Consider the following 13,076-nt stretch of genomic DNA (forward strand, 5'->3'; position numbering starts at 1 on the left):
CCCACTTGCTTTCTCATATGTCGAGACGGCAGTATCGGTGTATGGACAACTCTAGCGGAGTCGGCGTACTCGACAAGGCCGTTCTCGTGCTCAACGCCCTTGAAGCCGGCCCGGCGTCCCTCGCGCAGCTCGTCCAGGCCACCGGCCTGGCCCGGCCCACGGCCCACCGGCTCGCCGTCGCCCTCGAACACCACCGCATCGTCTCCCGTGACACACAGGGGCGTTTCGTCCTCGGCCCCCGGCTGTCCGAGTTGTCCACCGCGGCCGGTGAGGACAGGCTGCTGGCGGTCGCCGTACCGGTGCTGACCCAGCTGCGTGACCTGACGGGCGAGAGCGCCCAGCTGTACCGGCGCCAGGGCGACGAGCGGGTGTGCGTCGCCGCCGCCGAGCGCGCCAGCGGGCTGCGCGACACCGTCCCCGTCGGCTCCGCCCTGCCGATGCTCGCCGGGTCCGCCGCGCAGATCCTGCTCGCCTGGGAGGAGCCCGACCGCCTGCACCGCGGCCTGCGCGGGGCCAAGTTCACCGCGGCGACCCTGGCCAGCGTCCGCCGCAGGGGCTGGGCGCACAGCGTCGGCGAGCGCGAGCAGGGGGTGGCCAGCGTCTCGGCGCCGATCAGGGGCACGGGAGGCAAGGTCATCGCCGCGGTCTCCGTCTCCGGCCCGATAGAGCGGCTGACCCGCACCCCCGGACGGCTGCACGCCGCCCCCGTGGTCTCCGCCGCCGAGCGGATCACCGAGTCGATGCGACGGGCCAACTGAGCCGTACGATATGAGGAGGCGAGCACCCTTCCGGCCCCCTAGGCTGGGTAGGTGACAGATCGCATTGAGGCAGCCGCCGCTGAACTGCGTCCCCTGCTCCAAGACTTCATCCTCTGGGCGCGTGAGAACGCGCCCGGCAGCGATTCCAACTTGGTGGGCTCCGTCGCCCTCTGGCACCGGCTGATCGCCTCGACGGACGTCGGCCGGTGGAAGCGGGCCGACCTGCGCGCCGTTCTGCTGGACCGGATGCCCCAGGTCGTCGAGGACCCGGACGCGGCCGCCGACGGCATGGTGCCCGCGGTCCGCGCCTACCTGACCTTCCTGTCCGAGACCGGGAAGCTGAGCGCGGGATCCTCCTCGCTCAAGGAACTGCTCGCCGAACTCGACCGCATCGAGGACGACTTCGTCGACGCGATGGAGGACCTCGCCGCCGAACAGGACGACGAGTACGACGACGAGGACGAAGAGGACGAGATCGACGGACTTGGAGACTTCGAGCCGTTCGCGGACGAGCTCGCGGAGCTGGACACGATCCGGCTCCGTCCCGACAGCGAGCTGGCCTCGGCCGCCCGGGAGGTCAGGCTGATCGTCAAGGCCCGCGATCTGGCGGTGTGGGTCGGTTCCGAACGCCAGGTCGGCGAGACGAGCCTGCTCACCGACGCGGAGATCGTCGAGGCCCTCGGCGCCCTCGGCCTTCCCGTCCCCGAGACGGACGGCGCCTCACTGGCCGACTCGGTGCCCGCGCTCTGGAACATCTGGAACCTCGCGATCGACCTCGACTTCCTCCAGCCGGAGGGCGAGGACACCGTCAGCGCCGACCCCGACACCGCCGAATGGCCGTTCGAGGAGGACGACGACGTCCTGGACGCCTGGCTGGCCGGTCTGCACTCGATCGACTACGGCGACCCCGAGCTCGACGACGAGGACGCCACGATCGCCCTGTCCGGCCTGACCAGGGCGCTGCTGGTCAGGGTGCTGCTGGCGACCGGCTCAAAGGGCCTGGCCGAACTGCGCGCCGAGCTTGAGGAGGCCGTCGCCGAGTACGACGACCAGGGCGCGCAGGCCTGGGCCGCGGCGGTCGCGCAGTACGGCGACCCGCTCGCCCCCGTGCTCGACTGGCTCGCCGGCTACGGCATGGTCGAGGTCGAGCACGACCAGGTACGGCTGACGCCGCTCGGCATGGAGGGCGTCGTCCACCTGGCCGACGACGCCGACATCGAACTGGACGCCCGCCCCGCCATCGACGCGATGACGGCCCTCGACCTGCTGTCCTTCAGCGCGGAGCTGCCCGAGGAGGAGGCCGACGCCGAGTTCGCCGCCTGGATGGAGCTCCGCGAGCCCGGCAAGGCCGCCAGGGAGCTGCTGGAGGCCGCCGCGGAGGACGACGCGGACGCCCTCGTCAGGGTCCAGGCGGCCAGCATGGTCGGCTCGCTGGGCGAGATCGCGGTGCCCGCCTGGCAGGAGGCCCTCGACGAACCCTCCCTGCGCCCCTACGCGGCCACCCACCTGGCGCAGCTCGGCGTCGAGGACGCCCCGCCGCCCACCCAGGCCGACACCCACTGGCTCATCCTCGACATGCTGACCATCTCGGCGGGCCTCGGCCGCCCCGAGTTCGTCAGCAGCCTCGACGACATCGGCAACGTGCCGAACCTCGTCAACCTGCTCGACGTGATCTGGAAGGTGCCGCACCCCCATCTGGAGGAGCTCCTGGAGGCGATCGGCAAGGCCCACCCCGACCGCCAGGTCGGCAAGGCGGCCAAACGGGCCCTGTTCAAGGCCCGTTCAAGCCACAACTGACGCCCTCGCGGTGCGCCCCGTCTCGGGGCGCACCGCGGTCTTTTTTCCACGCGAAGACGATTCTCCCGGTGGGAACGATCACCCGCGGACGCGTATTTCCGCGGACCGCTTTTCCTGAAAAGCAGAAAACCCCCGGAAGCCTGCGCTTCCGAGGGTTCACCTGGGTAGCCCCGACCGGATTCGAACCGGCGCTACCGCCTTGAGAGGGCGGCGTCCTAGGCCACTAGACGACGGAGCCTTGCGATGCTGACAGTGGTAGTCCCGACCGGATTCGAACCGGCGTTACCGCCTTGAGAGGGCGGCGTCCTAGGCCACTAGACGACGGGACCGTGACACTGTCGTCGGATCCCATTGAGACGGAATCCGCGGCGTCTCCTGAAGGGAGACGCAGCTGGGGTACCAGGACTCGAACCTAGAATAACTGAACCAGAATCAGTCGTGTTGCCAATTACACCATACCCCACCGCCCTTGACCCCCTTGCGGGGCTCGCTGGCGACTCCGAAAGAATAGCCCAGGTTGGGGGTCAAGGCCAAAACGATTGGCCGCCCCGGTCGCGGGAGGCCTCCCCGGTGCCTGCGCTGTCCCCGGGCAGGGGGCTGTGCGACGCTGCTGCAGACGATCCGATCCGGTCCGATCCGGTCTCACGTGAGGAGCCCTTACCTTGGCTGAGAACCCCTTCTTCGCTCCCAGCGCGCTGCCGTACCGGCTGCCGGACTTCGCGCGGATCCGGGAGGAGCACTACCTGCCCGCCTTCGAGCACGGCATGGCGGAGCAGCTCCGGGAGGTCGAGGCGATCACCGCCAACCCCGAGCCCGCCACGTTCGCCAACACCGTCGAGGCCCTCGAACGCTCCGGGCAGATCCTGTACAGGACGACGATCGTCTTCTCCAGCGTCGCCGCCTCGGACGCCACCGACCGCATCCGGGAGATCGAGACCGAGATCTTCCCCAAGCTGACCAAGCACGACGACGCCATCCGGCTGAACCGCGCCCTCTACGCGCGGATCAAGCAGGTCACCACCGACGACCCCCAGGAGGCGTGGCTGCTGGAGAAGTACCGGGTGGACTTCGTCAGGGCGGGCGCCGACCTGTCCGAGCCCGAGCAGCTGCGGCTGCGTGAGCTCAACGAGGAACTGACCCGGCTCGCCACCTCCTTCTCCCAGAACCTGCTCAAGGCCTCGACCGCCTCCGCCCTCGTCGTCGGCGACCCCGCCGAACTCGACGGGCTCTCCGAGAGCGCGATCAAGGCGATCGAGAAGGACGGCGAGTACGTCCTGCCGCTGCTCAACTTCACCAACCAGCCCGCCCTGGCCGAACTGACCGACCGGAACACCCGCAGAAGGCTCTACGAGCTCTCGGTGAACCGGGCGCCGGAGAACTTCGGCCTGGCCGTACGGCTGGCCACCCTGCGTGCGGAACGCGCCGCCCTGCTCGGCTACTCCGACCACGCCGCCTACTCCGTGGCCGACCAGACGGCCAAGACCACCGAGGCCGTCGAGGAGATGCTCGGCAAGCTCGTCGGCCCCGCGGTGGCCAACGCCCGCCGGGAGGCCGAGGCGCTGGCGCAGGAGGCCGGATTCCCCATCGAGCCGTGGGACTGGTCGTTCTACGCGGAGAAGGTGCGCAAGTCGCGCTACGACTTCGACGGCGCCGAACTGCGCCCCTACTTCGAACTGGACCGGGTGCTTCGCGACGGCGTCTTCCACGCCGCCGGCGAGCTGTACGGGATCACCTTCACCGAGCGGGACGACCTCGCCGGATACCACCCGGACGTGCGGACCTTCGAGGTGTTCGACACCGACGGCTCACAGCTCGGCCTGTTCCTCTTCGACCCGTACGCGCGGCCGACCAAGCGGGGCGGCGCGTGGATGAACAACCTCGTCGACCAGTCGCACCTGTTCGGCCACCTGCCGGTGGTGATGAACAACCTCAACATCACCAAGCCGACGCAGGGCCCGACGCTGCTGACCTTCGACGAGGTCACCACCGCCTTCCACGAGTTCGGCCACGCCCTGCACGGACTGTTCTCCGACGTCCGCTTCCCCCGGGTCTCCGGCACCGAGGTGCCCAGGGACTTCGTCGAGTACCCCTCCCAGGTCAACGAGATGTGGGCGACCTGGCCCTCCGTCCTCGCCAACTTCGCCAGGCACCACGAGACCGGCGAACCGGTGCCCGCCGAACTGCTGGAGAAGATGAAGGCCGCGGAGAGGTTCAACCAGGGCTTCGCGACCGTGGAGTATCTCGCCGCCGCGCTGCTCGACTGGGCCTGGCACAAGCTGGCGCCCGGCCAGACCGTCGAGGACCCCGAGGCCTTCGAGGCGCATGCCCTGCAAAGCGCTGGAATCGCCTTCGAGCTCGTCCGCCCCCGCTACCGGACCAACTACTTCGCGCACATCTTCTCCAGCGGTGTGGGCGGCTACAGCGCCGGCTACTACTCCTACATCTGGAGCGAGGTGCTGGACGCCGAGAGCGTCGAGTGGTTCAAGGAGAACGACGGCCTCAGGCGCGAGAACGGCGACCACTTCAGGACGGCCCTGCTGTCCGTCGGCGGCTCCATGGACGTCATGGACGCCTTCCGGGCCTTCCGGGGACACGACCCACGGATCGAGCCGCTGCTGGAGCGTCGCGGACTGCGTTAACCTTTGCGCCGCCTGCGGCGGCGCGGGTTGTGTCTCTTTGCGCCGCCTTCGGCGCCGCGGGCTTGGGCGCTTTCGAGTCGGTGCTTTCCCTCGTCACTCCGTCGCTGCGCTCCTTCGCTCCTCAGTCCAGACACCGACGCGCCCAAGCCATATCTCTTTGCTCCGCCTGCGGCGGCGCGGGCTTGGGCGCCTCGGGTCGGTGCTTTCCCTCGTCACTCATCCGCTTCGCTCCTTCGCTCCTCAGTCCAAGCACCGACGCGCCCAAGCCGACACTCCTCACACGCGGCACCGGGGAAGCACAAGACGAACCCCTCACATGCGACGTGGGGGGTTGGATCGAGTCTGGGCCGGGTCTCTCGATCCGGCTCGGACGGGCGCCTCTGCCGCGTGTGGCTTCGGGGTACGGGGTCAGCCCCTTCTTCCCCACCACCGTTCCGGACCGCACGCCCCACTGACCGACCGGACGTCAGGGCCGCTCCAGGGTCGCCAGGGTCTCTCTCAGCCACTGTCGTTCGGCGGCGGAGGTGGCCCTGGCGACCAGCAGCATGCCCCGCCTGAAGGGGTCGGCGACCTCCTCGGCGCGTAGAGGCCTGCCGTCCCGGTAGAAGAACCCGGCCGGGGTCTCCAGGAAGCCGAGACGGCGGCGCAACACCCTCGCCTGGGCTGCGGGGTCGGGGAGCTGGGCCAGGAAGGCCAGCAGCCCGAAGAAGCGGGTCTGGTCGCTGATGTCGAGATCGGCGGGCTCGGCGAGCCTGCGCCACAGCTCCGCCCGGCCCTCCTCGGTCAGGGTGAGGACCTGCCTGCGGGCCGCCGCCGTCCCCTCCTCCTCGTGCCGTGCCACGAGCCCGGCCCTCTCCAGGCGGGCGATCGCCGGATAGAGGGCTCCGTCGCTGACGGGCCGCAGGTGACCGCTCATCTCCAGGATGCGGCCCTTGAGCTCGTAGCCGTGCATCGGCCCCTCCCCCAGGAGGCCGAGGATCGACAGGGACAGGTCACCGTTTGCCATGGGTGCATCGTATCGCTATACCTCTAAACGATATAGCTCGAAAAGAGGTAAAGTGATGTCATTGATCCGTCTGGCCCTGCCCGTCTACGTGGAGTTGCTGACCGCCGTGGTCGCGGTCGGCCTGATCGACCTGTTCTGGGTCTCGGGCCTCGGCGGCCCGGCCGTGGCCGCGGTGACGATCGCGACCACCGTGGAGCACCTCGCCCTGGGCGTCGTCCTGGCGGTCGGGACCGGGACGACCATCGTGGTCGGCAGGCGCGACGGGTCCGGACCGCTCACGCCCGTGGTCCGTACGGCGTGGCTGCTGTGGGCGGTCGTCAGCCTGGCGGTCACGGTGCCCGGGGTCCTGGCGCGGGAGCCGCTGGCGGCGCTCTTCACCGACGATCCGGCGACGGCCGCGCTGACCGCCGAATTCTTCCTGGTCTCGCTGGCCGGGATTCCCGTCTTCTACGCCCAGTCGCTCACAGACGGAATCTTCAAGGGGCGGGGCGACACGACCACCCCCATGCGTGTCGCGTTGCTGTGCAACGTTCTGGTGATCGCCCTCGACCCGCTGTTCATCTACTCGTTCGGCCTGGGTGTCCAGGGGGCCGCCTGGGCGACGGTGCTGGCCCGCGCGGTGACGCTCGCGCTCTCCCTGACCCTCCTCCTACGACGCACGCCCCGCGACGCGCGGCAGGGCCCGAACCGCCGCGACGCCGTCGAGATCCTCCGGGCCGGGCTTCCCCTGTCGGGGGACTTCCTGGCCAGGTCACTCGTCGGCATGACCATGGTCGGGGTGGTCAGCGGCTTCGGGGTGGCCGTTCTGGCGGGCTACGGCATCGGCCTGAAGATCATGTTGGCCGGGGTGATGGCGTTCTACGCGCTCCGCCAGGCGAGCACCATCCAGACGGCCCGCTCGGGCGAGGCGGGCCCCGCCCTGCCGTACGGACTGCTGACGGGTCTGGTCGTCGGCGTCGTGCTGGCTCTCTCCGCGCGGGGTGTGACCGGTCTGTTCACCGATGATCCCGACGTTACCGACGCGGCCGTCGGCTTCCTGCGCTGGATGCCGCTGTATCTCGTCCCGTTCGGCGGCCTGATCGCCGTCGGCGGGGCGTTCCAGGCGAGCGGGCGAGGCGGCAGGCTGCTGGCCGCGACCCTCACGGGTTTCGCGGCCCAGCTCTCCTGCGCCTACTTCCTGGGGCCCCTGCTGGGGGTGACCGGGGTCTGGCTGGCGATGGCGGCGGGTGCCGCCATCGCCCTCACGCTCGTCCTCGTCCCGGTCTCCTCTTCGAGCCTCAGGCTTCGAGCCTGGCGAGCGCGGCGCGGATCCGGGCCGCGGACCGCTCCCGGCCGAGGGCCTCGATCGACTCGAACAACGGCAGTCCGACGGTCCTGCCGGTGATCGCCACCCGGACCGGGGCCTGGGCCTTGCCCAGCTTGAGGCCGTGCTCCGCGCCGACCTCCTCAAGCGCGGCCTTGAGCGAGTCGGGGTCCATCGCGACCGTCTCCAGGCGGGCGAGGTAGCCGGTGAGGATCTCCTTGGCGGAGGTCTTCATGGCCTTGTCCCACGAGGCCTGGTCGAAGACGGGCTCGTCCAGGAAGAGGAAGTCGACGTTGTCCCTGATCTCCGACAGGACCGAGATGCGGGTCTGGGCCAGTTCGGCGATCTTGGCGAAGGTCTCGCGGTCCCAGCCGGGTTCGAGCCACGGCTCGCAGCGGGCGACGAACTCCTCAGGGGACAGCGCCCTGATGTACTCGCCGTTGAAGGCCCGCAGCTTCTTCTCGTCGAAGAAGGCCGAGGACGGGTTGACGTCCTCCAGCCTGAACCTCGGCACCATCTCCGACCAGGGCATGATCTCCCGGTCCTCGCCGGTCCCCCAGCCGAGCAGCATCAGGTAGTTGACCATCGCCTCCGGCAGGTAGCCCTCGTCGCGGTAGGACTCCAGGGCCACCTTGTCGCGGCGCTTGGACAGCTTCTGGCGCTTCTCGTTGACGATGACCGGCACGTGCGCCCACACGGGCGGGGTGAGGCCGAGCGCCTGCCAGAGCAGCTGCTGCTTGGGGGTGTTGGACAGGTGCTCCTCGGCGCGGACCACGTGACTGATGCGCATCTCGACGTCGTCGACCACGTTGGCCAGGACGAACAGCGGAGAGCCGTCACCGCGCGCGATGACGAAGTCCTCTATCGCGTTGTTGGGGAACTCGACCGTGCCGCGGACGAGGTCCTCGACCACGGTGACGCCCTCGTCGGGGGTGCGGAACCGTACGGCGCCCTCGGTCAGGCCGCGGTCGCGGCAGAAGCCGTCGTAGCCCTGGTGCTCGGAGCCGGTGCGGGCCTTGACGTCCTCGCGGGTGCAGGTGCAGTAGTAGGCGCGGCCGTCGGCGGCCAGCTTGGCCACGGCCTCCTTGTGCTGCTCGGCGTAGGACGACTGGAAGTAGGGCCCCTCGAAGAGGGGACTCTCCTCGTTGATGCCGATCCAGGCCAGCGCGGAGATGATGCCCTCGGTCCACTCGGGGCGGTTGCGGGCCGCGTCGGTGTCCTCGATACGCAGCACGAACCTGCCGCCCGACCGCTCGGCCAGCGCCCAGTTGAACAGCGCGGAACGCGCGCCGCCGACGTGGAACATGCCGGTGGGGGACGGGGCGAAACGAACCCTAATCACGGGAGACCACCCGGTTGGTGAGAGTGCCGATTCCTTCGATGGCGACGCTGACCTCGTCGCCGACGTCGAGCGGGCCGACCCCTTCCGGTGTCCCGGTCAGGATCACGTCGCCGGGGATGAGGGTCATGACCGCGCTGACGTGGGCGATCAGCGTGGGGATGTCATAGATGAGCTTGGAGGTGCGAGAGCTCTGCCTGACCTGGCCGTTCACCGTCGTCGTGATGCCGACGTCGGTCACGTCGAGTTCGGTCTGGATCCACGGGCCGAGCGGGCAGAAGGTGTCGAACCCCTTGGCCCGGGTGAACTGCACGTCCTTCTTCTGCAGGTCACGGGCGGTGACGTCGTTGGCGCACGTGTAGCCGAAGATCACCTCATGGGCGCGCTCCGCGGGGACCTCACGGCAGAGCCTGCCGATGACCACCGCGAGCTCGCCCTCGTAGTCGACCCTGCTGCTCAGCCCGGTCGGGTAGGAGATGGACTCTCCCGGCCCGATCACCGAGGTCGAGGGCTTGAGGAAGACCAGCGGCTCGTCGGGGACCTCGCCACCCATCTCCTTGGCGTGGTCGGCGTAGTTCTTGCCGATCGCGACGACCTTGCTGGGCAGCATCGGCGCGACCAGCCTGACCCGCGAGAGCGAGTGACGCTCACCGGTGAACTGGATCGGGCCGAACGGGTGCCCGGAGATCGCGGAGATGAACTCCTCGCCTGGCCCGCCCTCGACCACGCCGAACCCGACACCCTCACCTGTGGAGAACCTCGCTATACGCACACGACAAGGCTAGTCGGACCCCGCGTCCCGCCGGACCGTCCGCACCTCTCTTCACCCCCATCACTCCCCCAAAGCACGCATAAAGCACTCGATTCCAAAAAGATCAACAAAAACCCTAAATGCTCATATAAAGGATTTTTCTAAGAAGAAGTATGTGCTGGTTAGTGCCCATGTGGGGGGTATGAGAGGCATAGGTAACTTCCGGGGAAGCCGAGCGTCTTCCCCTCGGGGGAGGGAATCGACGTGACCGAAGCCAACACGGTGAACAGGCCGAGGGGCGAGGGCAACCCCGCGCCGCAGGCTCGGACCGACGTCGCCGCGAGCCAGGGAGGCCTGGTGACCCCCAAGGGGACCACCAGCATCGACAGCGGGGTCGTCGCGAAGATCGCGGGCCTGTCGGCCAGAGAGGTGAACGGCGTCTACAACATGGGCGCCGGAACGGCACGGGCGCTGGGCGCCGTACGCGGCATCGTCGGCGGTGACAAGAGCACCGCCACCCAGGGTGTGTCCGTCGAGGTGGGCGAACGGCAGGCGGCGGTCGATCTCGACCTGGTCGTCGAGTACGGCGTGGCCATCCCCGACCTGGCGGCCTCCGTGCGCCGCAATGTGATCACCGGCGTCGAACGCATGACCGGGCTTGAGGTGACCGAGGTCAACATCAAGGTCGACGACGTCCACCTGCCCGGCGACAAGGACGGGGAGAAGGCCGACCAGCCCGATCAGGAACCCCGCGTCCAGTGACCGAACTCGCGCGTGAGATAGCCGACGCCGTACGGCACTGCCCCGACGTGGCGGACCTGTCCGGCGGCCCCTTCGGGACCGTGGCGACCTACCTGCCGGGGGAGCGCGTCTCCGGCGTCGCCCTTCGTGAGGACGAGGTCGAGGTCTCCATAGTCGCCCGGACGACACGGCCGCTGCCGGAGATCGCCGACGAGGTACGGCTCGCGCTCGCGCCCCTGGTCGGCGACCGCGCCGTGAACGTGCATATCGGAGGTGTTCAATGAACCAGTTCCCAATCTGGTCGGTGGCCGGGCTGACCACCGGCATCGCCCTGGGTTTCGCGGCGGCGTTCGGCGGCCTCGGCGCCTTCCTGCTCGTGCTCGTGCTCGGCGCCGTCGGATTCCTCATCGGCCGCATCGTCGAGGGCGGCGAGATCGACGTGTCCCGGCTGTCGGCGAGACGGCGATGACCGCTCCGGCCGCCGCACAGCCCGCCGCACGGCCCGCCGTACCGGCGGAGCTGCGCGGCAGGACGGAGATCCCGGAGCGGGTCGTCACCCGCATCGCGGTCTGCGCGGCCAAGGAGGTGGAACGGGTGCGGGAGGTTCGCGAGCGGGGGCCGCTGACCTTCGGGAGACACACCCACTCCACCGTCGACGGAGGGCTCGCCCTGCTGGAGCTTGAGGTCTCCGTCGACTATCCGGCCCCGCTGCTGGAGACGGCCGAGGAGATCCGGCGGCACGTCGGCGAACGCGTCCACACGCTGACCGGGCTGTCCGTCGGCCAGATCGACCTCGACGTGACCGGGGTGGTCCCCTCTCCCGAGGAGCAGGGCCCGCCCCGGCAGACCGTGTGGGAGGAGGAAGGATGACCGTCCCTCCCTCGGACCCTTCGTCGGGCTCCTCCTGGAGTCCCTCCCGGGAGGCGGAGGACGACACCGTCCCCATTCCCGGGTCACAGGTCCCCACCTCGGGGGAAAGGCCCGTCCCGGTTCCTGTCCCCGGGACGGGTCCCGCCCCCGGGGCATCCACCGCACCCGGCGCGGAGGTCACGGAGGAGACCGCTCCGCCCGCGCGGGTTCCGAGGAACCACGCCGCGGACAGGGCGGCCGTCAGGGCCTTCCGTCCGCGCCGGGTGGTCCCCGCCGTCATCACCGCCGTGCTGATGACGGCGCTGGGCGTCGTCGTGGCCGCGGAGGTGATCTCCGCGTTGCTCGGCCGCCCGCTGCGCTGGACACCGTACGACCGGATGCTCTCCTGGGCGTCCACGACCAGGTGGGACGACTCCAGGGTGCTGTTCGGCGCCGGGGTGGTCGCCCTGCTCGGCCTGCTGCTGGTGCTGCTGGCCCTCATACCGGGACGGCCCAGGCTCATCCCGGTCAGGACGGGCGACCCCGAACTGATCATCGGCATGCAGCCAAGGGGTTTCACCCGCGCGCTGACCCACGCCGCGGAACAGGTGCCCGGGATCGACCGTGCCCGCGTCAGGCTGCGGGGCAGGACCGCCGAGGTGACGGCCCACAGCCCGCTGCGCGAGCCTGCCGGGCTCGCCGAGGCCGTACAGCGGGCCGTGACCACACGGATCGCCGCCCTCGGCCCGCTGAAGGACTACCCGGTGCGTGTACGCCTACGAGGAGAGTGAGCGTCGTGAACAGGAAGACCGGGCGGGGCAACAGGGTCGGCCTGTTGATCATGGGGGTGCTGCTGTTGCTTCTCGGTGGCTACACGCTGGCCCGGGGCGCGCACACCCTGCCCAGGGCGGTGGCGCCCGGGGACGAACCGCTGGTCAACGACCCGGTACGGGCCACCTTCGCCACGCACTCACCGTGGCTGTGGTGGGTGATCGCCCTGGCGGCGGTCGTGCTGGCCCTGTTCGGGCTGCGCTGGCTCCTCGTGCAGGGACGGCGTGACCGGCTGGGCGACTTCCGCCTGCAGAGCGGTTCCGGCGGGACCACCGACGTGCGCGGCTCGACCGTCGCCGACGCGGTCGCCGACGAGGTCGGCGCCCACCCGGCGGTCCTGAGCGCCAGCGCCGCGATGGTCGGCACGAAGGCCCATCCCGCCGTACGGCTGCGCGTCGTCGCCGACGAGGACGCGCCGATGAGCGCGCTGCGCGAGCAGCTCGGCCGCCGCGCCATCCCCCACATGCGCCAGGCTCTGGAACTGGCGCACGTACCGGCCGTCACCAGGGTGAACCTGGAGAGGCGCTAGTCGCACGAACCGGCGTTGACCTCGTGGGGCAGGATGGGTTCATGAGCGTTGTGAAGATCAATGTGCTGACCGTTCCCGCCGAGCGGCGCGAGGAGCTGGAACAGCGTTTCTCCGGACGGGCCGGGATGGTCGAGTCCTCCGACGGCTTCGAGTGGTTCGAGCTGCTCCGCCCGCTGGAGGGCACCGACCAGTACCTCGTCTACACCCGCTGGAGGTCCGAGGAGGACTTCGAACGCTGGACGCAGAGCCAGGCCTTCCAGCGAGGCCACGCCCAGGCCTCGGCCGAGGCCGCGGCACAGGGCCAGCAGGGTCAGCAGGGTCACGGCCATGCGGCGGCCCCCCATCAGGGACCCGGCCAGGGACACGGCCAGGGACACGGCCAGGGACACGGTCATGGCCACGGCGGGCCCGCCGCGACCGGTTCCACCCTGTGGTCCTTCGAGGTCGTCCAGAGCACCGGCCCCAGGAACGGTTCCTGACCACCGCCTCGTGAGCGCGGCGGAGCACGGCCCTTCGCGGGCACCGTGGGCGCC

General features: G+C 69.9%; 14 protein-coding genes and 3 tRNA genes. 11 read left to right on the plus strand and 6 right to left on the minus strand.

Going from position 1 to position 13,076, the window contains the following annotated elements; genetic code table 11:
- Positions 1-41: 41 nt before the first annotated feature.
- Positions 42-758, plus strand: coding sequence for an IclR family transcriptional regulator (locus ABZ463_RS07825; RefSeq protein ID WP_352010266.1), 717 nt, complete (start codon positions 42-44; stop codon positions 756-758).
- 51 nt (positions 759-809) lie between these two features.
- Positions 810-2,555: a hypothetical protein gene (locus ABZ463_RS07830; RefSeq protein WP_352010265.1), complete on the plus strand. Its 1,746-nt coding sequence runs from the start codon at positions 810-812 to the stop codon at positions 2,553-2,555.
- Between the two features lie 165 nt (positions 2,556-2,720).
- On the opposite strand, the gene ABZ463_RS07835 is transcribed toward ABZ463_RS07830, so the two are convergent.
- From ABZ463_RS07835 to ABZ463_RS07845, 3 genes are all read right to left on the minus strand, one after another.
- Positions 2,721-2,793 (minus strand) — tRNA-Glu (locus tag ABZ463_RS07835).
- Positions 2,794-2,808: 15 nt separating this feature from the next.
- Positions 2,809-2,884: transfer RNA gene (locus ABZ463_RS07840), tRNA-Glu, on the minus strand.
- A gap of 62 nt (positions 2,885-2,946) precedes the next feature.
- Positions 2,947-3,018: transfer RNA gene (locus ABZ463_RS07845), tRNA-Gln, on the minus strand.
- A 199-nt stretch (positions 3,019-3,217) separates the two neighbouring features.
- On the opposite strand from ABZ463_RS07845, the gene ABZ463_RS07850 reads away from it, so the two are divergent.
- Positions 3,218-5,194, plus strand: a complete 1,977-nt coding sequence (locus ABZ463_RS07850; protein ID WP_362774141.1) for a M3 family metallopeptidase — start codon at positions 3,218-3,220, stop codon at positions 5,192-5,194.
- 466 nt (positions 5,195-5,660) lie between these two features.
- Here the strand turns inward: ABZ463_RS07850 and ABZ463_RS07855 are convergent, their stop codons facing one another.
- Positions 5,661-6,200 (minus strand): PadR family transcriptional regulator, encoded by a 540-nt coding sequence (locus ABZ463_RS07855; protein WP_362774144.1) that lies wholly within the window; start codon positions 6,198-6,200, stop codon positions 5,661-5,663.
- Between the two features lie 55 nt (positions 6,201-6,255).
- Here ABZ463_RS07855 and ABZ463_RS07860 point away from each other — a divergent pair, with 55 nt between their 5' ends.
- Complete coding sequence (locus tag ABZ463_RS07860) at positions 6,256-7,584, plus strand: MATE family efflux transporter (RefSeq protein WP_362774147.1); 1,329 nt, start codon at positions 6,256-6,258, stop codon at positions 7,582-7,584.
- Here ABZ463_RS07860 and gltX read toward each other — a convergent pair.
- Together gltX and ABZ463_RS07870 are read right to left on the minus strand one after the other, a co-directional pair.
- Positions 7,478-8,809 carry a glutamate--tRNA ligase gene (gene gltX, locus ABZ463_RS07865; RefSeq protein WP_362774305.1) on the minus strand — a complete coding sequence of 444 codons (1,332 nt, stop codon included), beginning with the start codon at positions 8,807-8,809 and terminating at the stop codon, positions 7,478-7,480. The two genes, ABZ463_RS07860 and gltX, sit on opposite strands and share 107 nt — an antisense overlap.
- A 28-nt stretch (positions 8,810-8,837) precedes the next feature.
- Positions 8,838-9,614 (minus strand): fumarylacetoacetate hydrolase family protein, encoded by a 777-nt coding sequence (locus tag ABZ463_RS07870; protein ID WP_352010261.1) that lies wholly within the window; start codon positions 9,612-9,614, stop codon positions 8,838-8,840.
- A gap of 333 nt (positions 9,615-9,947) precedes the next feature.
- On the opposite strand from ABZ463_RS07870, the gene ABZ463_RS07875 reads away from it, so the two are divergent.
- Genes ABZ463_RS07875 through ABZ463_RS07905 form a run of 7 tightly spaced genes read left to right on the plus strand, consistent with a single transcriptional unit; the run spans position 9,948 to position 13,022 of the window.
- The gene (locus ABZ463_RS07875) at positions 9,948-10,355 is read left to right on the plus strand and encodes an Asp23/Gls24 family envelope stress response protein (protein WP_352010729.1); all 408 of its coding nucleotides are present in this window, start codon (positions 9,948-9,950) and stop codon (positions 10,353-10,355) included.
- On the plus strand, positions 10,352-10,618 hold the full coding sequence (locus ABZ463_RS07880) for a hypothetical protein (protein ID WP_352010260.1): 267 nt from the start codon (positions 10,352-10,354) through the stop codon (positions 10,616-10,618). Before ABZ463_RS07875 ends, ABZ463_RS07880 begins: the two co-directional genes overlap by 4 nt.
- On the plus strand, positions 10,615-10,803 hold the full coding sequence (locus ABZ463_RS07885) for a hypothetical protein (protein ID WP_352010259.1): 189 nt from the start codon (positions 10,615-10,617) through the stop codon (positions 10,801-10,803). The genes ABZ463_RS07880 and ABZ463_RS07885 overlap by 4 nt, the downstream gene beginning before the upstream one ends.
- On the plus strand, positions 10,800-11,204 hold the full coding sequence (locus tag ABZ463_RS07890; RefSeq protein WP_352010258.1) for an Asp23/Gls24 family envelope stress response protein: 405 nt from the start codon (positions 10,800-10,802) through the stop codon (positions 11,202-11,204). The genes ABZ463_RS07885 and ABZ463_RS07890 overlap by 4 nt, the downstream gene beginning before the upstream one ends.
- On the plus strand, positions 11,201-11,974 hold the full coding sequence (locus tag ABZ463_RS07895; RefSeq protein WP_352010257.1) for a DUF6286 domain-containing protein: 774 nt from the start codon (positions 11,201-11,203) through the stop codon (positions 11,972-11,974). The genes ABZ463_RS07890 and ABZ463_RS07895 overlap by 4 nt, the downstream gene beginning before the upstream one ends.
- A gap of 5 nt (positions 11,975-11,979) precedes the next feature.
- Positions 11,980-12,543, plus strand: a complete 564-nt coding sequence (locus ABZ463_RS07900; protein ID WP_352010256.1) for a hypothetical protein — start codon at positions 11,980-11,982, stop codon at positions 12,541-12,543.
- A gap of 41 nt (positions 12,544-12,584) precedes the next feature.
- Positions 12,585-13,022 carry an antibiotic biosynthesis monooxygenase gene (locus tag ABZ463_RS07905; RefSeq protein WP_362774154.1) on the plus strand — a complete coding sequence of 146 codons (438 nt, stop codon included), beginning with the start codon at positions 12,585-12,587 and terminating at the stop codon, positions 13,020-13,022.
- The last annotated feature ends 54 nt before the right edge of the window (positions 13,023-13,076 follow it).

It is taken from the genome of Streptosporangium sp. NPDC020145 (genome assembly GCF_040631275.1).
Lineage (GTDB): Bacteria > Actinomycetota > Actinomycetes > Streptosporangiales > Streptosporangiaceae > Streptosporangium.